27 protein-coding genes are annotated in these 24653 nt (G+C 62.6%); 8 read left to right on the forward strand and 19 right to left on the reverse strand.

The window, feature by feature from the left end; translation table 11 throughout:
• The first annotated feature begins 125 nt into the window (after positions 1-125).
• Positions 126-521 (forward strand): MAPEG family protein, encoded by a 396-nt coding sequence (locus tag ACZ6WW_RS01270; protein ID WP_465272627.1) that lies wholly within the window; start codon positions 126-128, stop codon positions 519-521.
• Positions 522-600: 79 nt separating this feature from the next.
• Here ACZ6WW_RS01270 and ACZ6WW_RS01275 read toward each other — a convergent pair whose 3' ends face one another.
• Complete coding sequence (locus ACZ6WW_RS01275; RefSeq protein ID WP_465272628.1) at positions 601-2154, reverse strand: TerC family protein; 1554 nt, start codon at positions 2152-2154, stop codon at positions 601-603.
• Between the two features lie 112 nt (positions 2155-2266).
• On the opposite strand from ACZ6WW_RS01275, the gene ACZ6WW_RS01280 reads away from it, so the two are divergent.
• Positions 2267-3142 (forward strand): lysostaphin resistance A-like protein, encoded by an 876-nt coding sequence (locus ACZ6WW_RS01280; RefSeq protein ID WP_465272629.1) that lies wholly within the window; start codon positions 2267-2269, stop codon positions 3140-3142.
• A 150-nt stretch (positions 3143-3292) separates the two neighbouring features.
• Here the strand turns inward: ACZ6WW_RS01280 and ACZ6WW_RS01285 are convergent, their stop codons facing one another.
• From ACZ6WW_RS01285 to ACZ6WW_RS01320, 8 genes are all read right to left on the reverse strand, one after another.
• A complete protein-coding gene (locus ACZ6WW_RS01285) occupies positions 3293-3859 on the reverse strand; it encodes a Maf family protein (protein WP_465272630.1) in 567 nt (188 codons plus the stop codon).
• Entirely contained in the window at positions 3860-4315 is a 456-nt protein-coding gene (locus ACZ6WW_RS01290; RefSeq protein WP_465272631.1) for a GNAT family N-acetyltransferase, read from the reverse strand.
• Between the two features lie 63 nt (positions 4316-4378).
• Positions 4379-4849: a 23S rRNA (pseudouridine(1915)-N(3))-methyltransferase RlmH gene (gene rlmH, locus ACZ6WW_RS01295; protein ID WP_465272632.1), complete on the reverse strand. Its 471-nt coding sequence runs from the start codon at positions 4847-4849 to the stop codon at positions 4379-4381.
• A 69-nt stretch (positions 4850-4918) separates the two neighbouring features.
• On the reverse strand, positions 4919-5287 hold the full coding sequence (rsfS, locus tag ACZ6WW_RS01300) for a ribosome silencing factor (RefSeq protein ID WP_281852435.1): 369 nt from the start codon (positions 5285-5287) through the stop codon (positions 4919-4921).
• 117 nt (positions 5288-5404) lie between these two features.
• Entirely contained in the window at positions 5405-6475 is a 1071-nt protein-coding gene (locus ACZ6WW_RS01305) for an NAD(P)H-dependent flavin oxidoreductase (RefSeq protein ID WP_465272633.1), read from the reverse strand.
• A gap of 225 nt (positions 6476-6700) precedes the next feature.
• On the reverse strand, positions 6701-6919 hold the full coding sequence (locus tag ACZ6WW_RS01310; RefSeq protein ID WP_281852433.1) for a hypothetical protein: 219 nt from the start codon (positions 6917-6919) through the stop codon (positions 6701-6703).
• A 319-nt stretch (positions 6920-7238) separates the two neighbouring features.
• Positions 7239-7892, reverse strand: coding sequence for an NrsF family protein (locus ACZ6WW_RS01315; RefSeq protein WP_465272634.1), 654 nt, complete (start codon positions 7890-7892; stop codon positions 7239-7241).
• Positions 7893-7897: 5 nt separating this feature from the next.
• Positions 7898-8479: an RNA polymerase sigma factor gene (locus ACZ6WW_RS01320; RefSeq protein WP_465272635.1), complete on the reverse strand. Its 582-nt coding sequence runs from the start codon at positions 8477-8479 to the stop codon at positions 7898-7900.
• Between the two features lie 279 nt (positions 8480-8758).
• Here ACZ6WW_RS01320 and ACZ6WW_RS01325 point away from each other — a divergent pair, with 279 nt between their 5' ends.
• The 3 genes from ACZ6WW_RS01325 to msrB are packed head-to-tail and all read left to right on the forward strand — an operon-like array spanning position 8759 to position 11631.
• A complete protein-coding gene (locus tag ACZ6WW_RS01325; RefSeq protein ID WP_465272636.1) occupies positions 8759-10474 on the forward strand; it encodes a cytochrome c biogenesis protein DipZ in 1716 nt (571 codons plus the stop codon).
• A 36-nt stretch (positions 10475-10510) separates the two neighbouring features.
• A complete protein-coding gene (locus ACZ6WW_RS01330; RefSeq protein ID WP_465272637.1) occupies positions 10511-10999 on the forward strand; it encodes a DUF417 family protein in 489 nt (162 codons plus the stop codon).
• A 14-nt stretch (positions 11000-11013) separates the two neighbouring features.
• Complete coding sequence (msrB, locus tag ACZ6WW_RS01335) at positions 11014-11631, forward strand: peptide-methionine (R)-S-oxide reductase MsrB (RefSeq protein ID WP_465272638.1); 618 nt, start codon at positions 11014-11016, stop codon at positions 11629-11631.
• 66 nt (positions 11632-11697) lie between these two features.
• Here msrB and nadD read toward each other — a convergent pair whose 3' ends face one another.
• The 8 genes from nadD to ACZ6WW_RS01375 form a co-directional block, all read right to left on the reverse strand.
• Positions 11698-12330 (reverse strand): nicotinate-nucleotide adenylyltransferase, encoded by a 633-nt coding sequence (nadD, locus tag ACZ6WW_RS01340; protein WP_465272639.1) that lies wholly within the window; start codon positions 12328-12330, stop codon positions 11698-11700.
• A gap of 4 nt (positions 12331-12334) precedes the next feature.
• On the reverse strand, positions 12335-13348 hold the full coding sequence (gene holA, locus ACZ6WW_RS01345; protein WP_465272640.1) for a DNA polymerase III subunit delta: 1014 nt from the start codon (positions 13346-13348) through the stop codon (positions 12335-12337).
• Between the two features lie 22 nt (positions 13349-13370).
• Positions 13371-13901 carry an LPS-assembly lipoprotein LptE gene (locus ACZ6WW_RS01350; protein ID WP_465272641.1) on the reverse strand — a complete coding sequence of 177 codons (531 nt, stop codon included), beginning with the start codon at positions 13899-13901 and terminating at the stop codon, positions 13371-13373.
• Positions 13902-13915: 14 nt separating this feature from the next.
• The gene (gene leuS, locus ACZ6WW_RS01355; RefSeq protein WP_465272642.1) at positions 13916-16564 is read right to left on the reverse strand and encodes a leucine--tRNA ligase; all 2649 of its coding nucleotides are present in this window, start codon (positions 16562-16564) and stop codon (positions 13916-13918) included.
• A gap of 244 nt (positions 16565-16808) precedes the next feature.
• A complete protein-coding gene (locus ACZ6WW_RS01360; RefSeq protein ID WP_465272643.1) occupies positions 16809-17438 on the reverse strand; it encodes a PqiC family protein in 630 nt (209 codons plus the stop codon).
• A complete protein-coding gene (locus tag ACZ6WW_RS01365) occupies positions 17435-19141 on the reverse strand; it encodes a PqiB family protein (RefSeq protein ID WP_465272644.1) in 1707 nt (568 codons plus the stop codon). Before ACZ6WW_RS01365 ends, ACZ6WW_RS01360 begins: the two co-directional genes overlap by 4 nt.
• Complete coding sequence (locus ACZ6WW_RS01370; protein ID WP_465272645.1) at positions 19134-19760, reverse strand: paraquat-inducible protein A; 627 nt, start codon at positions 19758-19760, stop codon at positions 19134-19136. The genes ACZ6WW_RS01365 and ACZ6WW_RS01370 overlap by 8 nt, the downstream gene beginning before the upstream one ends.
• Complete coding sequence (locus ACZ6WW_RS01375) at positions 19757-20395, reverse strand: paraquat-inducible protein A (RefSeq protein ID WP_465272646.1); 639 nt, start codon at positions 20393-20395, stop codon at positions 19757-19759. The genes ACZ6WW_RS01370 and ACZ6WW_RS01375 overlap by 4 nt, the downstream gene beginning before the upstream one ends.
• Positions 20396-20501: 106 nt before the next feature.
• Between ACZ6WW_RS01375 and trxA the strand changes: the two genes are divergently transcribed.
• The gene (gene trxA, locus ACZ6WW_RS01380; RefSeq protein ID WP_465272647.1) at positions 20502-21368 is read left to right on the forward strand and encodes a thioredoxin; all 867 of its coding nucleotides are present in this window, start codon (positions 20502-20504) and stop codon (positions 21366-21368) included.
• Positions 21369-21580: 212 nt separating this feature from the next.
• The gene (locus ACZ6WW_RS01385) at positions 21581-22033 is read left to right on the forward strand and encodes a DUF4442 domain-containing protein (RefSeq protein ID WP_465272648.1); all 453 of its coding nucleotides are present in this window, start codon (positions 21581-21583) and stop codon (positions 22031-22033) included.
• Here the strand turns inward: ACZ6WW_RS01385 and ACZ6WW_RS01390 are convergent, their stop codons facing one another.
• Complete coding sequence (locus ACZ6WW_RS01390; RefSeq protein ID WP_465272649.1) at positions 22034-22711, reverse strand: hypothetical protein; 678 nt, start codon at positions 22709-22711, stop codon at positions 22034-22036.
• Positions 22712-22713: 2 nt separating this feature from the next.
• On the reverse strand, positions 22714-23229 hold the full coding sequence (locus ACZ6WW_RS01395; RefSeq protein WP_465272650.1) for an RNA polymerase sigma factor: 516 nt from the start codon (positions 23227-23229) through the stop codon (positions 22714-22716).
• A gap of 153 nt (positions 23230-23382) precedes the next feature.
• Between ACZ6WW_RS01395 and ACZ6WW_RS01400 the strand changes: the two genes are divergently transcribed.
• On the forward strand, positions 23383-24624 hold the full coding sequence (locus ACZ6WW_RS01400) for a Dol-P-Glc:Glc(2)Man(9)GlcNAc(2)-PP-Dol alpha-1,2-glucosyltransferase (protein WP_465272651.1): 1242 nt from the start codon (positions 23383-23385) through the stop codon (positions 24622-24624).
• The last annotated feature ends 29 nt before the right edge of the window (positions 24625-24653 follow it).

Genomic DNA, 24653 nt, shown 5'->3' on the forward strand with positions numbered 1-24653 from the left:
ACCGCGGCAGGGACGATACCGCCCGGATCGGATCACGCCAAGCGATATCTTGCGGTCGACGGGCACTTTTTCGGGACGGGCACGACGGCGGCTATAGTGAGCCACTCCTCCAGCCCGAGACACCCATGCTGCAGCACCTGCCCGCCCTGGTCACTTTGCTCAATGTGTTGCTGCAATTTGCCACCTTGTGGGTGGTGGGCAATGCACGCAAGCGCTATGGCGTGAAAGCGCCGGCCATCAGCGGCCATCCGGGCTTCGAGCGCGCCTGGCGCATCCAGATGAATACGCTCGAAGCGAGCGTGATGTTTCTGCCGGTGCTGTGGCTGGCGTCGATGTATGGCTTCCCGGCGCTAGCGGGTGGCTTCGGTTTTCTTTGGCTGATCGGTCGCGCGTGGTACATCCCGGCGTATCTGAAAGACCCGGCCAAACGTGGAACGGCCTTCGGGCTTTCGTTGTTTGCCTGGGTGGCGCTGGTTGTGTTGTCGGCGTTTGGGATTGTGCGGGCGATGGTGGTTGGTTGAGTCGGCAAAAGCCCCCTCACCCCAGCCCTCTCCCCTGGCTTCGCCGCGGGAGAGGGCTGGGGTGAGGGGGCGCCTTTATTCAGGCCGCAGGCGTCACCCGCAACCGATCGATACGCGCGCCATCCATCGTGATGACCTCAAACTGCAAGCCTTCGCTTTCGAACCGGTCTCCGGCGTTCGGCAAACGACCCAGCCGCTGCAATACATAGCCGGCCAGGGTCGCGAAACTATCGTCACCGCTCAGTCGCACGCCAAGCAAATGCTCGATGCGTCGAAGATCGAGACTGGCATCCACCAGCCAGCTGCCGTCCGCTTCCTGTATCGCGGACGGATCGCCGCTTTCGTCGTCGGGAAACTCGCCGGCAATCACTTCCAGCACGTCCGCCGGAGTGACCAGCCCGAGCACGCTGCCGTATTCATCGACCACCAGCGCTACCTGTAACGGCGAGCGCCGAAATTCGTCGATCAGGCGCAGCACGCTCAGCGATTCGAGCACCGTCAGCGGCTTGCGCACGACGCTTTCCACGTCGATGCGACCATGATCGAACAGGCTGGCCAGCAGGTCGCTCGACGATGCCACGCCGATCAACTGATCGAGATCATCGCCGGCCACCGGTAACCAGTGATGATTGATGACGGCGATTTCGGCGCGTAGCGCTTCGGTGCTTTCGCGCGGATCGATCCAGCTGATTTCCGGGCGCGGCGTCATGATCGAACGCACCGGACGATGCGCCAGGTCGAGCACGCCCTGCACCATCGCCAGCTCGTCCTTGCCGAAGACCGCCACGCTGCCGTCGTTCGACGACGCCTGCGCCTTGGGCACATCGTGCTCGTCCTCGCCGCCCGCGCCGAGCAAACGCAGTACCGCCTGCGCCGTGCGATCGCGCAGATTGCGTGCGCTGCTGAAAAGGCTGCGGCGACGGTTACGTCGCATGGTCTGGTTGAACGCCTCGATCATGATCGAGAAACCGATCGCGGCGTACAGATAACCCTTGGGAATATGGAATCCCAGGCCTTCGGCGACCAGACTAAAGCCGATCATCAGCAGGAAAGACAGGCACAGGATGACCACGGTGGGCCGCGCGTTGACGAAACTGGTCAACGGCTTGCTCGCGCTGATCATCAGGATCATCGCCACCACTACCGCGATCATCATCACCGACAGATGGTCGACCATGCCCACGGCGGTGATCACCGAGTCGAGCGAGAACACCGCGTCGAGTACGACGATCTGCGTCACCACCAACCAGAACTTGGCTTGTGCGCGGTTGCCGCTGCCGTGCTCGTCCTCGGCTTCGAGCCGTTCGTGCAGTTCGAGCGTGGCCTTGAACAACAGGAACACACCACCCAGCAACAAAATGATGTCGCGCCAGGAAAGCGAGAAGTTGTTCCAGGTAAAAATCGGCGTGGTCAGCTTGACCAGCCAGGACATCGCGCCCAGCAAGGCCAGGCGCATTATCAGCGCGAGGGAAAGACCCAGCAGCCGCGCCCGGTCGCGCTGCGAGGCATGCAGCTTGTCCGCGAGGATCGCGATGAAAACGAGATTGTCGATACCGAGCACAATCTCCAGCACCACCAGGGTGAGGAGACCAGCCCAGGCCGTAGGGTCGGCCATCCAGTCGAAAGCAAACATGGGTCGGCGCAATGCGCCTGGGGTCCTCCCGGGTAGCAGGCTTGAATGGCAGGACACTATACCGGGAACCGTATGACGCCCGCTGCTGACAAACCCCACGCCAGCAGGCAGCATGAACTACCTGCCCTCAATCAAGGCCCCCTCCCGCATGGATACGGATATCGCGCTCGTCGCACACCCGGCCGAGCCGCCACCCATGCCGTATTCGGCCACGCCCGTACCCGAATCGCCGAACGGCTGGGCCGCGGTGGGCATGCTCGTGCTTTATTTCCTGCTGCAGGCCTTCGTGGGCGCGGTAATTGCCGCCATGATCGGACTGGGGGTTCTCCTGGTCGATCACGCCCAGCCAGCCGCTGAAATCATGCGGACGATCAAGGCGTTGATGGCTCGCCCGAACATCAACGTACTGCTGGTTGCCGGCGCCCTTGGCGGCGCCACCGCGATCATGTGGTGGCTGGTACGCCACCGTTGGCCGCAACTGTGGCGACGCGCCGCCGTGCCGGGTTTCGGCCTGGCGACTCCCCGTGACACCTCGTTCTATGCGATCGCCGTGGCGGCGGGCATCGCCCTGCCGATCATCGGTGGCGTACTCACGCAGTTTCTGGCCCAGGGGCATCACGTACCGCAGGACATCAAGCAGCTCGGAGCGAACGCCTCGCTCGCCGCAAAATTCGTCCTGATGATCGTCGCCATCGCCATCGCACCGTTGATCGAGGAACTGCTATTTCGCGGTGTATTGCTCTCGGCATGGCTGAAGCGGTTGAACGTCGGCTGGGCGGTGGCCTGCACGTCGCTGGTGTTCGCCCTGGTGCATCTGCCGGATCTGAAATTTCTCTGGTACGGCCTGCCCAATCTGGCCATGCTCGGCGCCGCCTTCGCGTGGCTGCGGCTGAAATCCAATTCGTTGTGGCCCGCCGTTATCGCCCATGGCATGAACAACCTGGTTACCACGCTGGCTTGGTTTTTCGCCATGCACAGTGCCGGTTGAAGGAATCTCCAAGAACCTCGGTTTTCATCGTCGCCCCGGCGAAAGCCGGGGCCCAGCGTCTTGAGCACGTTGAAGCGTATAAGGCACTGGGTCCCGGCCTACGCCGGGACGACGGATAGGAGAGTTTTTTGTGCTTCCCCTGCGAGGCTTCTAAGGAATCAACTTCAGGCCACGCAGCAAACGTGCCGTCTCGAATACCGGCAAACCCATCACGCCGGAGTAACTGCCGTCCAGGTGCTCGATCAGTGCACCGCCGCGTCCCTGGATAGCATAGGCACCCGCCTTGCCGAACGGCTCGCCGGTTGTGACATAGGCATCGATCTGTGCTTCCGACAACGCAGCAAAACGCACCTTGGAAACGCAAACCTCGCTGTGTTCCTGGCCTCTGCCAACCGCCCACAGCGCCGAGATCACTTCATGCGTGCGCCCCGATAACCGATGCAGCATTGCCTTGGCATCGTCGGCATCGACGGGCTTGCCGAATACGTCGTTGTCGAGCACGACTTCCGTGTCGGCACCCAGCACGATGGCATCGGCCGCACCCAGTGATGCAAGACCGGCGGTTGCCTTGTCGCGCGCCACGCGGCTGACATAATCGCGCGGCGATTCGTTCGTGCCGCGCACTTCGGGAACGTCGACGTCCACCACCGTAAACGGCACATCCAGTTGTTCCAGCAGCTGACGGCGGCGCGGTGACTGTGAGGCGAGATAGAGCATCTAGGGTTCCTCAAGGCTCAGGCTGTATTCGCGGAAATGTTCGTCGCGCTTCCAGCCCAAGGATTCGTAGAGCCGTTGTGCGGGCACGTTGTCATGCGCCGTCGACAGGGAAAGGCTGGCAGCGCCGATCGCACGAGCGTGCTCGGCCGCCGCATGCAACAAGGCTGCCGCGACACCATGCCGTCGCGCATCGGCGGCGACAAACAAGTCGTTGAGCAGATAGGTCCGCACGGTACGCACGGAAGAAAACAGCGGATAGAGCTGGGCGAACCCGACGAAACGCGAGCCGTCCATCGCGACTAATATCAACGACTCGTTCCGCGTGAATCTCTCGGAGAGAAAGGCATGCGCACGAGGTAGATCCATCGGCTGGCCGTAGAACTGCCGATAGGCGTCAAACAAAGGGACGATCTTGTCGAGATCGTCGACCGTGGCCTGGCGAATGCGGGTATTCATCCGTAGTGATCCGTATCGATTGCTAGGGTCATCCTGGCACAGCCCGACTCATTCCTGCGCCCTTCAGGCCCGATGATATGGATGCCCTGCCAACAAGGTCGTTGCGCGATAAAGCTGTTCGGCCAGCACCAGACGTACCAGCATGTGCGGCAACGTCAGCGGCCCGAGCGACCAGCTCTGATCCGCGCGCGCAATCACCTCTGGCGCGTGGCCATCGGGTCCGCCGATCAGGAACGCGAGATCGCGGCCGGACATGCGCCACTTCGCCAGTTGCTGTGCGAGATCCTCGCTCGACCACGTCTTGCCGCGCCCATCGAGCGCGACCACATGAATATCGCGCGGAAGTGCGGCGAGGATCGCGGCGCCTTCGTCCTGAATCGCGCGCGCATCGTCTCGGCCCTTGCCGCGCGTGCCGGGCTTCAGTTCGATCAGTTCCAGCGGTAATTCGTGCGACAACCGCTTGCGATATTCGGCAAAGCCTTCGGCCACCCATGCGGGCATGCGTTCACCGACGGCGATCAGACGTGCGCGCATGAGTCGAATCGAGAGAGAACAAGACATCTGCGCCACCGTTTCGGTAGCGCGCGGAGAAAGCCGGCGCGATCAAACTGCGCTGATGGCTTCGTTGTCGGCGCCGCGATCGCCCACGGTCCACAGCCTTTCCAGGCCATAGAATTCGCGGATGCGCGGCAGCATGACGTGCACGATGACGTCGCCCAGGTCGACGAGGACCCATTCGGCTTCTTGCTCGCCTTCCACACCGATCGGCATCACGCCCGCCTTCTTGGCGAACTTGACGACTTCGTCGGCAATGGATTTGACATGGCGAGCCGAGGTGCCGGAGGCAATCACGAGCAAGTCGGCAATGGAGGTTTTGCCGCGGACATCGATTTCACGAATGTCTTTGGCTTTCAGTTCTTCCAGCGCGTCGATGACATGCTGGCGGAGGGAGGTGGCGTTAGCCGGTTTCATGCGTTGTGCGGTCGGACTCAAGAGTGCTGGCCTCATGCAGATCGGAGCGCCCGATTGGCGCGAGCGCAGTATAACGCTCCGCTCTGTGGGCCACGTCAAGCCATGCGGCCTAGGTCTTCACGCCGAAAGCCCGGCGCGGGCCTGGGCATATTCACGCATGAGCTCGGCAACCAGGGCCGCGGCGGGCATCGGACGGACAAGGCTGGCCGCCTGGCCGCACCATTCCGAGATCAGATCGCCCCGCCCGGCAGCGGCCGCAGCCTTACGCAACGGCGAGGTCAGGGCATTGAGGATGGGATACGGCGGCAGCTCCTCGGCCCGCTTGGACATGGCCTCGACATAGCGATTGCGCAGCCCGCGTGCAGCGCGGCCGGAAAAGCTGCGAATGGTGGTGATCTGATGGTCCTGTGCCTGTTGCAGATCCTGCTTCCAGGCTGGCGCGGCGGAGCTTTCCGGACACGCCAGGAATGCCGTGCCGAGCTGGCTGGCGGCGGCACCCAGCACCTCGGCTGCCAGCATGGCGCGCCCATCCATGATGCCGCCGGCGGCAATCAGCGGAATATCGACCGCCCTGGCGGCCAGGGGCAGCAAGGCGAACAAGCCGATCAAGGCGTCCTCCGGCTCATGCAGGAACGTGCCTCGATGGCCACCAGCCTCGGCCCCCTGCAAACCGACGGCATCGGCTCCCAGTTCGGCCCAGGCCCTGGCCTCGGCCACCGTCGTCGCAGTGCCGATGACGTAAATATCGAGCTGCTTGAGTTCGCGCAACTGCGCCGGCGTGATCAGGTCGAACGCAAAGCTCGCTACCGGCGGTCGCGCCTCGCGCAAGGCCGCCAGCTGATCGCTGAATCGGAACGCCCAGCGCTCGGGCAGGCTGGTGCGTATGGCCAGCCCCTCCTTGACCATCAACGCATCCAGTCGCTCGCGTGCGCGGGTGACCAGACCGGCATCGGCGGTGAACTCGTCCGCCATCACGAACAGGTTGATCGCGTAGGGCTTATCGGTTTGCGCGCGCACCTGCGCTGCCTGATCAAGGATCGCCTGCGGGCTGAGATAACCCGCGCCAAGCGAACCAAGGCCGCCCGCCTGACTGACCGCCGATACCAATTCAGGCGTCGTCGAGCCGGCCATCGGGGCCTGGATCAATGGATGGGAAATACCGAGTCGTTCGGTCAACAGATGGCGCACGAGAGGTCCTTTCCGTGGGGGATCAGGGACCGGCGCATTAAATCATGCGGCATCGCGGCAAAAGCGAGGAAAGAGTGAAGAGTAGCGAGAAAAGAGTCCAGGCATGCCACACATCACACTGACCGCTCTTACTCTTTTCTCCCGCCTCTTCACTATCAACCCATAAAAAACCCCTCCCCCGCCATCGCGGGAGAAGGGTCGATGCGTTCGACTAACTTGAGAGGCTTAGCCGCCCGACGACGAGGTCGAGGCCGGAGCGGAGGACGACGAAGCAGCCTTCTTGTGATGCTTGGCTTTGTGGGTCTTCTTGGTGCCGTCAGTCGAGCTGCTGCTCGGCGGCGTCGCACTCGAGCCTGCGGCGCTCTGCGCCATCACGGGGGAAACGGCGAGGCCAAGGAGCAGAGCGGTCGAAGCGGCGAGCACGGCGTAGCGAGAAACTTTCATGGGTACTTTCTCCTGAGACGGTGAGGTAGTGCGTGCGGCATCGGCCGCACTTCCATGGATCGCCGGAGTTGCCCTTCCTGAGGCCACCTCGGCATGGCCGAACGAAGCTTTCGATGCGAAACCCGATATGAGATCACCCTCAACTTCGCCCTATACGTGCGGACCGTCCTTAGGCCCACAAACTCCGATTCCAGGCCCTGCCCCTGACCTGACCTGCTCGATGTGTGGGACAGGGTATACCTCGGGCATGGCTTGGCAACCGCACGACGGAACCGCCGTTCAGGTTCAAGACGACTGCAAGATTTTGCTTAGCAACGATTTAACGAGGTTGCAGCAGACGGCCGCCCATGGCGGCATTGACGCCGATCACGATCAACACGGCGATGGCGTGCATGGCCAGATCGCTGGCCGCCGAGTCGATCGGATGGAAGATGCCCAATAGTGCTGCCGATGCCGACGCGCTGGCCAGGCCGATCATGATGGCTGCCTGTACTGGGCGCAGCGGGTAGGCACGGCGCACCAGCAGAACCAACAACACCGAAAGCGGCACGGACAAGGCAACGATAAACACCAGGCAATCGGCGGACTCCGGGAAACTGACCGCATCGGCGTTGGGTGCGATCAGCGCACGCAGGCAACCCCAACCGCTGGCCGCCATCCATACCAGCAGCGTCGGCAGCGGCAACCACACCCAGGCGTTGCTGCGACCGGGAACCGATAGCGCAAAGGCAGCCCAACCTGCGGCGATACAGGTGAAGAACGCGCTTACATCGGCACAGCAGACCAGCGGCGCGCTCTCCCAACGCTGCAGCATGCTGCCCATGCCATGACGCCACAGCAGATAAGCGGCGATCGTGAGGACAGCCAGCGTCCAGCCGACGGTACGCCGTCCGGGAGACAGCAGCCGCCGCACCGGTGCCGCCTGGGCGCCTAGCGACTTGATCAAGCTGTCGATGGGAAACGGTTCGGCCATGGACTTCAGGAATCTCCGTGCAAACGTTGCCGCAGCGTCTTCAACGCGCGATGCAAATTGACCTTCAGCGCACCGGTATTGCGACCGGTGGACTCGGCAGCTTCGGCCAGCGATTGTTCCTTCAAACCCAGTTGCTCGACGGCTTCACGCTGTCCCGGCGGCAACTCCGATACCGCCTGGCGCAGGCGTGCCGCCTCCTGGGAGCGCTCGGTCTGCGTGGTGGCGTCGCCAACATCCGGGTGCATGTCCAGCGCAAACTCATCGCTGACCTCGCGCGCCCCATGGCGGCCATGGCTGCGCAGGAGATCGATCGCGCGCCGGGCCGCGATCGCCGCCAGCCACGCATCGTAGGAACGCGCCGGATCGTAGGTATGGCGGACGCGATGCACAGTCAACAACGTCTCCTGCACCACATCGTCGAGCGAGTCGATCGCCACGCCCTGCCGCCGCGCCACCGCGCGAATCAGCCCGACCGAATCGGCCAGCACCTTCTCATACGCCCGACGGTCGCCATCCTGGGCAGCAGCCATCCACGCAGAGCGTCGCTGCGATGCTTGCTCCTGAGAGCTTTGGATGTTGTCGGACACGTGGGAAATGGGACTCGCCTGGCGGGGAAAGTCGATATATAGACCCATCGTGCCGGCTGTCGTCAAGCCGGGCATTGCTGTCCTTTGCGTTTGAAGTTCGATCGGGTATTCGTCACGGGTTGCGCCAGGGTTACAGGGGGGCGAAAAAAAGCGTGACGAGTGAATGAGAGCCGACGGCTTTTACTCGTTTCTCGCTCCTGGACGCTCATTTCTACCGGGCCCGGTAACTCTCGTCCCACGACCAGCGAAATAGTCACCGTAACCCTCAAGGATTCACCCATGCTCATCCTGTTCCTCGCTTATCTTGGTGGTGCGCTGACCATCCTCAGCCCGTGCATCCTGCCGGTGCTGCCGTTCGTGTTCGCACGCGCCGACCGCCCGTTCATGCGCAGCGGTCTGCCGATGCTGATTGGTATGGCGGTGACCTTCGCGCTAGTGGCAACACTGGCGGCGGTCGGCGGTGGCTGGGCGATTCGGGCCAATCAATACGGGCGCATCGTGGCGCTGGTGATTCTGGGGCTGCTTGGCCTGACCCTGATTTCTTCGCATGTCGCCGAATGGATCGCGCGTCCGTTCGTCGCGCTCGGCAACAAGCTTTCGCAACGCTCGGAAGAAAAAGACTCGGTGCTCTCGGCCGCTGGACTCGGTGTGGCGACGGGTCTTTTATGGGCGCCTTGCGCGGGTCCTATCCTCGGCCTGCTGCTGACCGGCGCGGCCCTCAACGGCGCCAGCGTACAAACCACGCTATTGCTGCTCACCTACGCGGCAGGCGCCGCCACCTCGCTGGCGCTGGCGCTGGCGATCGGCGGCAAGGTGTTTTCGGTGATGAAGCGGTCGCTCGGTGCGGGCGAGTGGGTACGCCGTGTGCTGGGCGTGCTCGTACTCGCGGGTGTAGCTGCCATCGCCATGGGCCTGGATACCGGTTTGCTGACGCGCCTTTCGTTGGCCAGCACCGGCGGTATCGAACAGAAGCTGGTGGATGCGGCACGCCCGGCACCGGCGCCACAACCTGTGCGCAAGCAAGGCGAGCCATTGCCGGTGGAAGGCGAGATGCCCTCCATCGACGGGGCCACGCAATGGCTCAACAGTCCGCCGCTGACCGCCGCGGCGCTGCGCGGCAAGGTCGTGGTGGTCGATTTCTGGACCTACTCCTGCATCAACTGCATCCGCGCCCTGCCGTACACCCGCGCCTGGGCGGACAAGTACAAGGATCACGGCTTGGTGGTGATCGGCGTGCACTCGCCCGAATTCGCCTTCGAGAAAGATGCGGACAACGTGCGCGATGCGGTGAAGAACTTCGATATTCACTATCCCGTCGCCGTGGACAGCAATTACGCGATCTGGAAAGCATTCAGCAACGAATACTGGCCGGCGCATTACTTCATCGATGCGAAGGGACAGATTCGCCATCACCATTTCGGCGAAGGCGAATATCAGCAAAGCGAAGACGTGATCCGCCAGTTGCTCACCGAGGCCGGTTACAAGGACCTGCCCGGCGGTTACGTGCAACCGAATGCCAAGGGCGCCGAAGCCGCCGGTTCGGGTGACTACAGCCGCTCGCCCGAGACCTATGTCGGCTATGCGCGTACCGCCAATTTTGCCGGCAAGATCGCGCACGACGACAGCTGGAACTATCACGCGCCGGCCGAGCTGCAAAGCGGACAGTGGACACTGGACGGCCGCTGGACCGTGAACGAAGAAGATGCGCAACTGGACAAGGCCGGCGGTCGCATTGTGTATCGCTTCCGCGGCCGCGACCTTCATCTGGTGCTTGGTCCCGGCAGCGATAACAAGCCCGTGCGCTTCCGCGTGCGCATCGACGGCAAGGCGCCCGCACTCGATCACGGCTCGGATATCGACGCCGATGGCAACGGCACGGTAACCGAGCAGCGCCTTTATCAACTGATTCGCCAGAGCAACGGCAGTGGCGAGCGACTGTTCGAGATCGAATTTCTCGACCCGAACGTCAAGGCCTACGCCTTCACTTTCGGCTGATTCGATGCCAGGTCATCACAACAAGGAGAACTTTTTATGGACAACACGGTAAACAACAAGCGCTCGTTCTTTGACATGGAAGTGCTTGGCAGAGCGCTGGTGTTCTGCAGCGTCGTGGGCGTATTTGTCGGTTACGGTCTTTACAAGTTCACCGCGGTCGAAGCTGAAGAAATATATCCACTGACCAGCAACAGTCCGATGTTTTCCTGGCTCTATGAAATCCTGTCCAAGCAAGGTGTTTCCAACCTGGTGGGCGTTGCGGAAATCGTGTTGGCGCTGATGATGGCCGCTCGCCCCTGGAACTGGCGCATTGGCCTGGTCGGCAGCGCGGGTATAGCGCTAGCGCTGATGAGTACGCTGTCGTTTCTGATCACTACGCCCGGAATCGGCGCCGATGGATTCATCATCAAGGACGTCGTGCTGTTGGGCGGCGCGCTATGGAGCGCCGGACTTGCCTGGAACTCTCGCCCTACGACCCGTGGCCATCGCGCGACGGGTTCAACGCCTCTCCCTGACATGGCTTAAAGCAAAGGTAGCTCATGAGCGACAAAACATCTCAATCGAGTCGTCGTCGTTTTCTCTGGAGTGTGCTGGCCGGCGGCAGTGCGCTAGCCGTCGGCGGCGCCTGGTCCATGCGCCTGCTGGCCGACGACAAGAAAACCGTCACCCCGACCACAGAAAAGCCGGCTTCCGCGCAGGACATTCTGCTGCAGTGTTTTGCCGACGACGATGGGCGTCATCTCGGACCGTGTCACGTACAGAAACTCGTACTCAACGATGCGCAATGGCATGAGCGCCTTTCCGACGCTGCGTACTACGTCATGCGCCGTGACGGAACCGAGCGTGCGTTTAGCGGCGTGCACGACAAGCCCAAGGTGCCTGGCCTCTATCGGTGCCCCGGTTGCGATACCGCGTTGTACGACGCGGCCACGCAATTTGATTCGGGCACCGGCTGGCCCAGCTTCTGGCAGCCGATCGCGAAGGAAAACGTCGTCGAGAAGCGAGACAACAGCTTTGGCTGGGAACGCACCGAAATTCGCTGCGCGGGTTGCGACAGCCACCTGGGGCATGTGTTCGACGACGGTCCGGAGCCGACGGGTTTGCGTTATTGCATGAATTCGGTGGCATTGCGGTTTGTGCCGCGACGGGTTAGTTGATGGTCTGGAGCCCCCCTCTCCCCTGGCTTTGCCGGGAGAGATGGCAGGGGTGAGGGGGCCCCCGGTCTAATGCCGATACGGCGCCAGCAAAGACGGTTCGTCGAACAGGCCCGCCGGCAGCAGGTAGCGTGGGTCGCGCCCTTCGGCAAGCAGCTCGCGGATACGAGTGGCCGAAATTTCCAACGGCGTCACCTCCAGCTCGACAACCTTGCCGGCAGGCGTGTCGTGCAACAGCTCGGGATCAGACACGCGACGCGGCGCAATTTCGAACGCCAGCTCGACCGACCACGCCGCATCGATCCCCGGACGGTTGAGCACGCCGATATGCGCGTAGTCGAACAAATCGCGCCAACCATGCCAGCTCGGCAATCCGGCGAAGGCATCGGCGCCGAGCAGCAGTATCAGTGGCCGATCGCCCTGCTCCGCACGCAACTGCCGCAAGGTATCGATCGTATACGACGGGCCCTCGCGCTCCAGCTCGCGCGTATCGAGCGTCAACCGCGACTGTCCCTGTAACGCAGCACGCAGCATCGCAACGCGTTGTGCCGGCGACGCAGTCGGAGCATGGCGATGCGGCGGCACATGGGCCGGCATCAACCGCACTTCGGCATCGAGCAACTCGGCCGCTTCCCAGGAAACACTCAGGTGACCCAGATGCACCGGATCGAATGTGCCACCGAACAAGGCCAGAGGCTTCACGCCGTTATCCCATGGTGAGTGCGGCACGCGGCTCGGCTATCGCGGCAATCAGCCGCTCCGCCTCCAGCCACGGATCGCCGCCTTCGCGGCCCTTGGCCATGCGATCGATACGCGCCGCACGCGCCAGGCATTGCAGCCAATGCTCGCGCGGCGCGCGGCGCAGCGCCTTGCGAAACAGCTGTTCGCGCGCTGGCCACAGACGCTCGGCGCGTGCCTGCGCGGAAAAATCACGCGCATTGGCCAGACGCAGGGCCAGTTGCAACTGATTGACCAGCCACCCCATCAGGGCGATTAGTTCGTCGCCTTCGGCATGCAGGCCGGCAAGAATATGCAGGGCTCGCCCGCCCTCACCCGCAAACGCCGCATCGGTGAGCTTGAACGCGTCGTAGCGGGCACTGTCGGCGACGAGATGCTCCATCTCGGTCGCATCAATACGGCCGCCCTGCGTGTGCAGCACGACCAGCTTGTCGATTTCCTGCGCCGCGGCGAGCAAGTTGCCTTCCACGCGCTCGGCCAGTAACGCGGCGGCATCGGGCGTGGCGGAAAGCCCACGCGAGGAGAGCCGCGCGCTGATCCAGGAGGCCCACTCGTTCTGGCGTGGCGCGTTGAATATCACCAAGGCGCCTGCGGCATCGAGGTTTTTGGTCCAGGCGCCTTCGTGCTTGTTGCTCCACTCCACCGCCGTGATCAGCAAGGTCACATCCGGCGGCGGGTTGGCGCAGAACTCGTTGATCGCCTTGGCGCCTTCGGTGCCGGGGCGACCGGTAGGCAGGCGCAGGTCCAGCAGACGGCGCGTCGCGAACAACGACATGCCGGCAGCGGCGCGAGCCAGATCGTTCCAGTCGAAGTGGTTGCCTACTTCGAGCACCTCGCGCTCGGCATAGCCTAGCTTGCGGGCCTGCGCGCGCAATGCATCGGCCGCTTCGAGAACCAGCAGTTCCTCGCCCGCCAGAAGATAGACGGGCTGCAAGCTATCGGCGGCCAGCGCCTTGTGCCATTGAGCGGGATTGAGCGGCATGGCCGTCAGGACAGCCTGGGTTTCAGTGCGTGCTGCTTGCCGGCGCCGGGCCGGGCGCCACGTCCTGGGCGACCTGGTGCTTGCCGGCGGCCTGCAGGCGGAACAGGATTGCCTGCACCATGTCGTCGATCAGGCTGCGCTGAATCTGGTCGATCTGCGACTGGTTACCGATGGTGTTGAAGGCGTCGTAGCTGAACTCGCGCGACATATTGATCGTCTGCGGCGGAATCAGCGGAATGGCGTTCATGTCATTGACGCTGAACTGCACGTGGTAGTGCACCGCGTATTCCGTCACGCGCGCATCGCCACCGACAGTGAGCGTATCGGTGGTGAACGCCGCGGCCGGGATATTCAGCTCGGCGATGCCGTTACCCGCATGGTCCTCGACCGTGACACCGGAACTGGCCAGGGTGCGGCTCAGGCTGCGCTGCAAGTCACCATTGCCGGCAATGTGTACACGTTGCATCGACGGCGGCAGCGCCGCGCTGCCACGCAGATGGAAGCCGCACGCCGTCAGTGCGAGTAGCGACAGCAACAGCAAAGCTTTGGACATGCGGCTCATTGAGTTCATCCTGCGACGATGTTGACGATCTTGCCGGGTACCACGATGACCTTGCGCACGGTCTGTCCTTCCAGGAAGGCCGCGACCTGCGGGTGCGCACGGGCCAGAGCCTCGGCCTCTTCCTTCGAAGCGTTGGCCGCGACCTCGATGGTACCGCGCAATTTGCCGTTCACCTGAACCGCAAGCGTCAGCGAGTCGCGTACCAGCGCAGCCGTGTCCACCTGTGGCCAGGACTGGTCTTCCAAAACACCCGCCGGATGGCCCAGCACCTGCCACAACGCATGGCTGACATGCGGCACGACCGGGTTGAGCAACAGCACCATCGCCTCGAGCGCTTCGTGACGCACGGCGCGGCCCTGCTCGCTGTCGTCGTTGAACTTGTTCAACGCATTGAGCAATTCCATCAGCGCCGCGATGGCGGTGTTGAAGGAGTGGCGGCGGCCAAAATCGTCGCCGACCTTCTGGATGGTTTCATGCACCTGGCGACGCAGCGTCTTTTGGCCGGCGTTCAATGCCGACGAATCGACGTCAACGTGATCGGGGCCGGCCGCATGCGTGGTCACTTCGCGCCAGAAACGGCGCAGGAAGCGCGCCATGCCCTCGACACCGGCTTCGCTCCATTCCAGCGACTGCTCCGGCGGCGAAGCGAACATCGAAAACAGGCGCACCGTGTCGGCACCGAACTTTTCGACCATCGACTGCGGATCGACGCCGTTGTTCTTCGACTTGGACATCTTCTCGATGCCGCCGATCAGCACCGGCTGGCCGTCCGCGCGCAAGCTCGCACCGGTAACGCGGCCACGCTCGTCACGCTGCACATCGACGTCGGCCGGGTTGTACCAGTGCTTGGCGCCGTTGGCTTCTTCGCGATAGTAGGTTTCGGCAATCACCATGCCCTGGGTGAGCAGGTTCTTCACCGGCTCATCGCTGGCAACCATGCCCTCATCGCGCATCAGCTTGTGATAGAAGCGGAAGTACAACAGATGCAGGATGGCATGCTCGATACCGCCGATGTATTGGTCGGCCGGCATCCAGTAATTGGCGCGCTCATCGACCATCGACTGCGCGCCCGGGCTGGTATAACGCGCGACGTACCAGCTCGATTCCATGAAGGTATCGAAGGTGTCGGTTTCGCGCTCAGCCGCACCGCCGCATTGCGGGCAGGTCGTCTTGCGCCACTCGGGATCGGCCTTGATCGGCGAAACCACGCCGGAGAAAGCGACGTCTTCGGGCAGCACGACGGGAAGCTGGTCTTCCGGCACCGGCAGTGCACCGCAGCTCGCGCAATAGATCACCGGGATCGGACAACCCCAGTAACGCTGGCGGCTGACGCCCCAGTCGCGCAAGCGCCAGTTGACGCGGCGTTCGCCCTTGTTGGCGGCGGCCAGCTTGTCGGCAAGGTAATCGAACGCCTGGCGATAGTTCTTGCCGTCCATCTCACCGGAGTTGACCACGCGCATATCGGCGCGCGTCTTGTCGGTATACCAGTCGTGCCAGGTGCCGGCATCGAAGGTTTCGCCCTCGACCGCGATCACCTGCTTGATCGGCAGGCCGTACTTGGTGGCGAATTCGAAATCGCGCTCGTCGTGGCCGGGCACAGCCATCACCGCGCCGGTGCCGTAGCCCATCAGCACGAAGTTGGCGACCCAGATCGGCACCTGCTCGCCACTGATCGGATGCGTGGCAAACAGGCCGGTAGCCATGCCGCGCTTTTCCTGGGTTTCCAGCTCGGCCTCGGACACGCCGCCGTGCTTGAGCTCGGCCAGGAAAGCAGCCAGTTGCGGATTGTTCTCGGCCGCCTTGAGCGCCAGTGGGTGCTCGCCGGCGATGGACACGAACGTCACGCCCATCAGCGTGTCCGGACGCGTGGTGAACACGGTCAGCGGCTCGGCTTCGTTGGGTACCGCGAACTGGATTTCCAAGCCCTCGGAACGGCCGATCCAGTTGCGCTGCATGGTCTTGACCGCATCGGGCCAGCCGCTGAGCGTATCCAGGCCGTCGAGCAATTCTTGCGCGTAGGCGGTGATCTTCAGGAACCACTGCGGGATCTCGCGCTTTTCCACCAGCGCACCGGAGCGCCAGCCGCGGCCGTCGATGACCTGTTCGTTGGCCAGCACGGTCTGGTCGACCGGATCCCAGTTCACCACCGCGTTCTTGCGATAGGCGATGCCCTTTTTCATCAACCGCGTGAACATCAACTGTTCCCAGCGGTAGTACTCCGGGCGGCAGGTGGCGAACTCGCGGGTCCAGTCGTAGGCGAACCCCAGGCGCTTGAGCTGCTCGCGCATGTGTTCGATGTTCTGATAGGTCCACTTGGCAGGCGCGGTGTTGTTCTTGATCGCGGCGTTTTCCGCCGGCAGGCCGAACGCGTCCCAGCCCATCGGTTGCAACACGTTGCGGCCGTTCATGCGCTGGAAGCGGCTGATCACGTCGCCAATGGTGTAGTTGCGCACGTGGCCCATATGCAGCGCCCCCGAGGGGTACGGCAGCATAGAAAGACAGTAGTACTTGGGCTTGTCCGACGACTCGTTCACTTCATAGGCGTGGCTGGCCGCCCAATACTGCTGCGCGCCTGTTTCCACAGCCTGCGGATCGTAGCCGCCGGCCGTTTCCCGGCTGTCGTCCTGGGTGTTGGGGTCTTGAATGTCCTGCATGATTCCGGGCGCCAATGTGCTTGCGCGGCCCACGCCGGACTCAATGGCCGACGCGCCGCGGGGAACGCAGCAGACTAGCCGAGCGCCGGCTCAGCGCCAAGTCTGGCGTGTCTGTGCGGCGTGTGTTTCGGACAATTTCCAGGTTCCTCAGGTCGCCCCGGCGAAGGCCGGGGCCCAGCGACTTCCTTGAAGTTAAGACACTAGCCCCAGCCTTCGCCGGGGCGACGTGAGGGGTATGTCGCTCTTAGTGTGCCGTCGGGCACTGCGCGCCCTGCCCGTCGGCAAACGGCCGTGCGGCGCTGGCGATCTGGTCGGCCAGTTGCGCCAGCAACTGCTGGTGACCCTGGACCAGGGCGTCATAGCCGGCACCGACCTGGGTGGTGACCTGGGTGGTGCATGCCAACGTGCCCTCGCCCTTCAGCGCTCGCAGGCTCCAGGCGGCGTCGATCAGGGCATAGTTGCCCGGCGCGGAGTCGAAACGACGGATATCGACCTTGATCCGCAATATCGGCTGGTTGCCGACCGGCAAGCCGGTGACATCCTGGGTATCGAGCGCGCGCGCCAGATCGGCCGACAAGGCGCCGCGCACTTCGTCGGCCAGGGGGGCGATCCAGCGCTCGCCCTCGAGCATCTGCATGCCCTGGTCGCCACTGCGCACGACCAGTTGTGGCTGATCCACCTGGGGTGGCACGGCCACCGGCAACAGCTCGAACTTGAATGCCGCCGGCTGCACGGGAATCGCCGCCCGGGTGGCGGTGGGTACGTAGCCGCCCGCGGGCTGGATCAACGTGTAGTAATGCAGCGGCGCCGAGGCGCAGGCGCCCAGGGTCACGGCCGCACCCAGCGTCAGTGCGCGATATCCGAGGCGAATCATGGCTTGCTCCCTTTGGGCTGCGACGGGCCCGATGGCGGCGGCGTGGGCGTATCGACCGGTGTCGGCTTGGGCGGCGCCGGGTCGGCCTTGCGGCCACGGATCAGGGCTTCTGGATGACCGCCCAGGTAATCGGTAAGCACGCGCAGCGAACGCGCGGCGCGCTGCAACTCCTGCAGGGTCGCGCCCAGGTTCTGCTGCAACGGCGAGTCCGACGACAACGCGTTGTTGGCCGTGCCCAGCGTCTGCTGCGCTCCCTTCAAGGTGTTATGGAACTCCGGCAACACCTTCCCATTGACCTGCTTGAGCGTACCGTCCAGATCCGCCAGCGTCTGATCCAGATGCTTGCCGATGCTGTCGAACGGAATCTTCTGCACCTTGTCGACAATCACGCCCAACTGCTCCTGCAGCTTGTCGAAGCTGCCCGGCGCGGTGGGAATCTGCATCGGCCTGGCGTTGATGTCGAAGTCGACCTTCGGCGCATTCGGGATGAAATCGAGCGCGATATACAACTGGCCGGTCAGCAGGTTGCCCGAGCGCGCCTGCGCACGCAGACCATGTTCGACCAGCTTGCCCATCATCTGCGCCAGATCGGCGTCCTCACCGCGCGCCTGCGCGATGGCTACCAGCTTGTCGTGCACGCGGCCAAGTCGCTGCGGATAGACCACGGCGCCGACGACCAGCGGGAAGCGCTGCGCCTTTTCGTCGTAGTCGAGATTGATCGAAACCACCCGGCCGATATTGATGCCCTGGAATTCCACCGGCGCGTCGATCGCCAGGCCGCGCAGCGAGTGGTCGAAACGCATGCGGATATAACGCGGCTCGCCATCGGGCGGTGCCATCGCCGTGGCCTGATCGTTGAACAACTGGAATTGCGCATCCTCGGCCGCCGGAGTGGCGTCGTGAGGACCGGCTGGGTCCTGGAACGCGACGCCGCCGGCGAGCACGGTCGCCAGCGATTGCGTATTGAGCTTCAAGCCGTTCGCGCCCAATTGCACGTCGACGCCACTGGCATTCCAGAAGCGGCTGGACTTGGTCACGAACCCGTCGTTCGGGCTGTCGATGAAGATCTGCACCGATACGCCCTTGCCGTCGCGATCGAGCTGATAGGACGCCACGCGACCCACCTGGATACGGCGAAAGTAAACCGGCGAGCCGATATCCAGCGAGCCCAGGTCGTCCGAGTGGAGGGCGAAGCTCTTGCCCGGCGCGCCATGGGTAATGGCCGGCGGCGTCTCCAGACCGGTAAATTCGTCCTCGGGGTCTTTCGATTCACCCACGTCCGCGCCGATAAAGGCACCAGAAAGCAGAGTATCGATACCCGACACGCCACCCAGGCCGATACGCGGCCGTACTACCCAGAAGCGGGTGTCCTTGGTGGCGAAGCTCTCGGCGTTCTTTTCCAGCGAGATCCGGGTGATCACATGGCTGCGGTCCTTGCTCAACCGGATCGAGGTGACCTTGCCGATCACCACGTTCTTGTACTTCACCGGCGTCTTGCCGGCCTCCAAGCCCGAAGCGGTCTGAAAACTCACCGAGATGGTCGGCCCGGCCTGCACCCAGGCATTGATGACCAGCGAAAGACCCACGAGCGCCGCCAGCACCGGCACCAGCCAGATCGCCGAGGCGCTGAAGCGTCGCCGCTGTCGTACGACCGGCTCGGGCAGGTCGTTGTGGCCTTGCGGCGGCTTGGGTTGGTCAGTCATGGGTTTCCTTGCTATCCCAGATCAAACGGGGGTCAAAACTCATCGACGCCAGCATCGTCAGCACCACGGTCAAACCGAAGAACACGACGCCCGGCAAGGGCTCGACCAGGCTCAGTATTCCAAACTGCACCAGGGCCGTCAGCAAAGCGACCACGAAAACGTCCAGCATCGACCAGTAGCCGATGAACTCCACTAGGCGGTACAGCTTGGCACGTTGCCGCTGCGCCCAGGCGGTACGGCGGTGAGCGCTGATCAGCAACAGGCTCATCGCCAGGAACTTCAGCATCGGCACCACGATGGACGCCGTGAAGACGATGATCGCCAGGTCCGGCGAGCCCTTGACCCACAGTTCCAGCACGCCGCTGAGAATGGTGTTGTCGTCCACGTCGCCCAGGCTGACCGTGCGCATGATCGGCAGCACATTAGCCGGAATGTAGAAAAAGAAGGCCGCGATCAGCAGCGCCCAGGTACGCGCGAAACTGCCCAGCTTGCGCCGATGCAACGCAGCCCCGCAGCGGGGACAGGTGGCGTCATGCAAATCCGGTACGTCGCGGCAGACCAGCCCGCAGACATGGCAGCCGATCAATCCCAGCTCATGCGCACGCGGCAAGTTGCTCATGCCGGCGGCGCCTCGGTCAGGTCCCACAGGCGGCGCATGTCGACACTGGCGAAGATGGTGATCAGCAGCATCAGGACCGCGTACGCAAAGATGCCCGGATTAGGCAGCACGTCGAAATACACATGCGCTTTGACGATGGCCACCAAGGCGCCGAGCACGAAAACCTCGTTCATGGTCCAGGGGCCTACGTAGTGCAGGATCGTCATGGCGGTGGCAAAGCCGGGAGCGCGCTCGCCACGCCGGGCGAAAAACAGCACCCACCCCAGGGTCAGCATCTTGGCCAGCGGGAAAAAGAACAGGGTGGCGGCAGCAAGGATGGAGACCACCTGCGAATGATCGTTCCACATCATGATGATCGTGCCCCACAAGGTGGTGCTGATCTCCTGGCCGTTGAGCCCCAGGGTGACAATCGGCCAGATATTGGCCTGGATAAACACCACCATCGCGGTCAGCACCAGGGCGAGCATGCCGTTGGTGCCGATGCGCTGATGGCGCTCCAGCACAGCGTCGCAGCGCAGGCAGCGCGCGGTTTCGCCACGCGCGAGTTCACGCCTGCGATAGACGGTATCGCAGTGCTCGCAGATCATCAGATTGTTTGCTTCCTTGCCGTCCAAGGCCTGCTGGGGCGCGTTCATGGCGCGGATTCTCGCAAATCTTGATGACCGGCGGGGAAACGGGCGCGCTCTTGATATGCTGCGCCCCGCCCTGATTTTCTCCCGGATCGCACAGGAGTCTCCCTAAGTGACCAGCACCACCGCCAATCCCCATGTCTTCGATGTCGGCCAGGACAATTTCGAAACCGACGTGCTGCAGGCTTCGCTCGACACCCCCGTCCTGATCGATTTCTGGGCGGAATGGTGCGGCCCCTGCAAGACGCTGGGCCCGATGCTGGAAAAGCTCACCGCCGAATACAACGGTGCTTTCCGCCTGGGCAAGGTGGACGTGGACAAGCACCAGCAGCTGGCGGCGATGTTCGGTATTCGCTCCATTCCTACAGTGATGCTGGTGAAGGATGGGCAGATTGCGGACGGCTTTGCCGGTGCATTGCCCGAAGGTCAACTGCGTGAATTTCTCTCCCGTCATGTCCAGCCGCTCGACGGCGAAGCCGCAAACGACGTGGCCGAGACGCCGGAAGAAAGCCCTGAAGAGATCGTTGCGCGGCTGCGGCAGGACATTGCCCATGAGCCCGATCGCGCGGAACTGAAGCTCGATCTGGCCCTGGCCTTGATGCGCGCCGGCCAGACCGATGCCGCCGATGCCGAGCTCAAGGCGCTGCCGGCCAATCTCGCGACCGATGCGCGCGCGGTGCGTCTGCGCAATCAGTTGGAGTTGTCGCGGGCCCTGCAAGGCGCGCCATCGCTGGGCGTGTTGCGCCAGCGCGTCGAGGCCGACGGCAACGATTGGGAGGCACGCGATCTGCTCGGTGTACGCCTGTTACTGGAAGACGACGCTGCCGCGGGTCTGGATCAGTTCCTCGCCATTCTGCAAAAAGCCCGCGACTGGAACGATGGCCAGGCCAAGAAACGACTGCTGGCCGCGTTCAGCACGCTGGACGACGCCGAACTGGTCGGGCGTTATCGCCGTCGGATGGCATCGCTGCTGTTCTGAGCGGCGAAAACCGCTAAGTGCCTGTAGGAGCGACTTTAGGGAACCTCTAAAAAACCTTTCCTACCCGTCATTCCGGCGCAGGCCGGGATGACGATAGGAAGAACTGAGGTTTTCCGAGGTTCCCTGACGTCGCTCGTACAAAGCATCACTCCACCGCGCAACATACTCGTGCGTATGGTAGCCTTTCGGTCCCCATACCCGAACCCGTCCTCATGCGCGCATCCACCCTTCGCCACCTCATGAACCTGTGGCCACCCTACCTCTTCAACAGCATCCGCGTATTGCGGCTGAGCGAGGACTGGCGCGAAGCCAAGGTGGTGCTGAAGCTGCGTCCGTGGAACCGCAATTACGTGCGTTCGCAGTTCGGCGGCAATCTGTTTGCGATGGCCGATCCGATGTACATGTTGCTGGCGATGCATCGGCTGGGGCCTGACTACTACGTCTGGGACAAGGCGGGCGAGATCGAATTCGTCGCTCCCGGCAAGACCCATGTCTACGCGCACTTCAGCATGGACGATGCGGCCATAGAGCAATTGCGTACGGCCGCGGCGAGTGGCGAGAAAGTGCTGCAATGGTTCGAAACCGAGATCAGGACCGCGGCGGGCGAGCTGGTGGCGCGGGTGCGCAAGCAACTCTATGTACGCTTGAAGCCGCGCGCCCGCTGATCAAACCCGTTCGAACTGTGCCACTTCGTCCAACTGTCGCATCGCCTTGACGAGGCTGCGGCCGGCGATCTCGTCACCCAGCCACGCAAACGCAGGCCAGCGCTTTAGCCATCCTGCATGACGATAAGCCACCCACGCCACTCCTGCACCGACAACAAGGCCAAAGGCGACATTGATGGTCAGCCACGCTACGCCGAACTGCCGGTATATGCCGAACTCCATCAGCATTTGCACGACGAAAATCATGAACAGTGGCCACAGTGGCAGCCATGCCAGCAAACCCCATTGTGTGAGGCGAATGCGGAGCCTGCGCGCCAGAAGCAGTTGCCTTTGAATCGCAAGCACCGGTGCGGCGTAGTCGATCGAGCCGATCGTAACCAGTTGCCTGATGGCAGCAATCACACTAAATACCGACAACAGAAAAAATACCGATGCGGGCGCCGCACCCCACGGATCCTGCAATACAAGGCTGTAATTATCGGCAAGAAAGCCAGCTGACCAGACGCATCCGATTAATGCGAGGACCAATTCTCCCGCAGGCAGCCACAGCCAGCGGCGTAACGCCGACTGCGCCTTGTCGACTTTGATCTCGCGGCGCAAATTAGCATTCAGCGCGTCGCTCTGCTCGATGCGCCGATTGAGTTCGTTCCAGGCAAGCTTCATCTCGTCCAGTTCCATTGTCATGCTCCGATAGGTTGCGCAACCATCTGCCCGCGCAGCTTTTGTTTGATGCGGTTGATCTTGGTCGCCACATTGGTCTCGCTGATACCGAGGATCTCGGCAATCTCTCCGTAATTGCGATCTTCCAGATACAGCAGGATCAAGGCGCGATTGAGCGCGTCCAGTTCACCGATAAACCCGTACAGCACCTGCAGCCGTTCGTCCGGTTCGGGCCGCTCTTCGCCTGCCACGCTTTCCATGTGATGCGCCTCCAACGGCTCCAGCCGCCCATCGTCGCGACGACGACGCGCCTGCGAAATCGCCACGTTCAAGGCAATCCGGTACAACCAGGTGGAGAACTTCGCGCGCCGCTCGTCGTAACTGCCAAAGGCACGCCATAGCTGGACGCTGATCTCCTGCTCGAGGTCCAGCCGGTCCTCGCGCGAGAACGCGTAGACACTGGCTACCTTGGCGATCAGGCCACGATGGTCGCGTAAGCGCGTTTCGAAATCCCGTTGATCGATGCGTCTTGCCATGTGTCCTTCGCCGTTCCCCGTTCAAACCATGATTCGCAGGCGCGCGAAAAAAATCACACCTGACCTTGGTCCGATACCCGACATCTGCCACACTCCCCAAGCTCGCAAAACGGCATCAGACATAGCCATCCAAGGGGGATTGCGAGCCGCATCATGGAAATGAAATCAATGATTTCGACGAAAACCTGGACGCAACAGGCCTTATGGCCGTGCCTGATCGCATTGCTGTGGGCCTGCGGGTTGATTTACGCCATATGGGCCTTTCAACCGTGCTGCGACGAAGGCGTCCACATTCCGCAAATCCAGTATTTTCTACGTGGACAATTCACCGTCCACCCGTATCTGACAACGATTCCCGGCTATCACGGGCTCGTAGCGATACTACTGAAGCTATCTTCCAGCAGTTCCGTCGCCGCGATGCGAATCGCCAGCGCGCTGTTCAGCCTCGCAGGCGCAAGCCTCTTTTTCGCCATCCGGCGATCCCAGGGAGATCCTGACGCCCTGCAATCGACCGCGGCGCTCTTCTTCCTGCCTTTTCTATTTCCTTATTATTTCCTCGTCTATACCGACGTGCTGTCGCTGGCGCTTGTGCTCGGCGCGACACTGGCCTCATTGAAACAACGGCACCTGTTGGCCGCCATCACGATTACCACATCGATCATGGTGCGCCAAAACAATGTCGTCTGGGCCGGTTTTCTCCCCCTCGTTTCACTCTGGCCAAGCATACAGTCCCAACTTTGGACACCTTCACGGTACTGGCGCGGTGCCATCCGCATTGGCGCACCCTACCTGTTGCCAGTCGCGGTGTTCATTGCCTATTGGATCTGGAACGGCAGCATTTCTCTGTCCAGCGCGTTGACGACTTACCACCCGGATGCCAGCTTGCACGCTGGCAATATCTACTTCGCGCTGTTTCTCTTCGCGCTGTTTTTCCCTTACCCGATGTTGTCCGGAGCAAAGCGCCTTCTTTCCCAGCGGAAAACCGCACTCTGGGTTCTGGCGATCGTTGTGCTGTTTGTCTGTTTCGCTAAGCTCAAAGGCAGCTACGACAATGTCGTCACGCCGGATTACTACTCTGTTCGCAACCACTTTATCGCCATGGTGCAACATGACCTCCCGCGGCGGCTCTTTGCCGCGCTGGTAGGACTGGCCGCGTGCAGCATCGCACTCACCCGGTTCGAACATCCGTCAGGTGTGCTCATCTATCCCTTTGCGGCGTTCTATCTGTCGTCGTCGTGGCTTATCGAAAATCGCTACGCCATCATCCCGTTCGCCCTCTGGATGGCATTGAGAAAGGTCGATAACCAAAAAGCGGAGCGGTTTACCCTGGTCGGCTGGATAGCCGTCTGTCTGTTCCTTGGCTGGGGCATCTTCAGCAACCGATTCATGCTCTAACCGGGTGGAAAGTGCGTAGCTGGCGCAGC

The organism is Dyella sp. NPDC103356 (assembly GCF_055584465.1).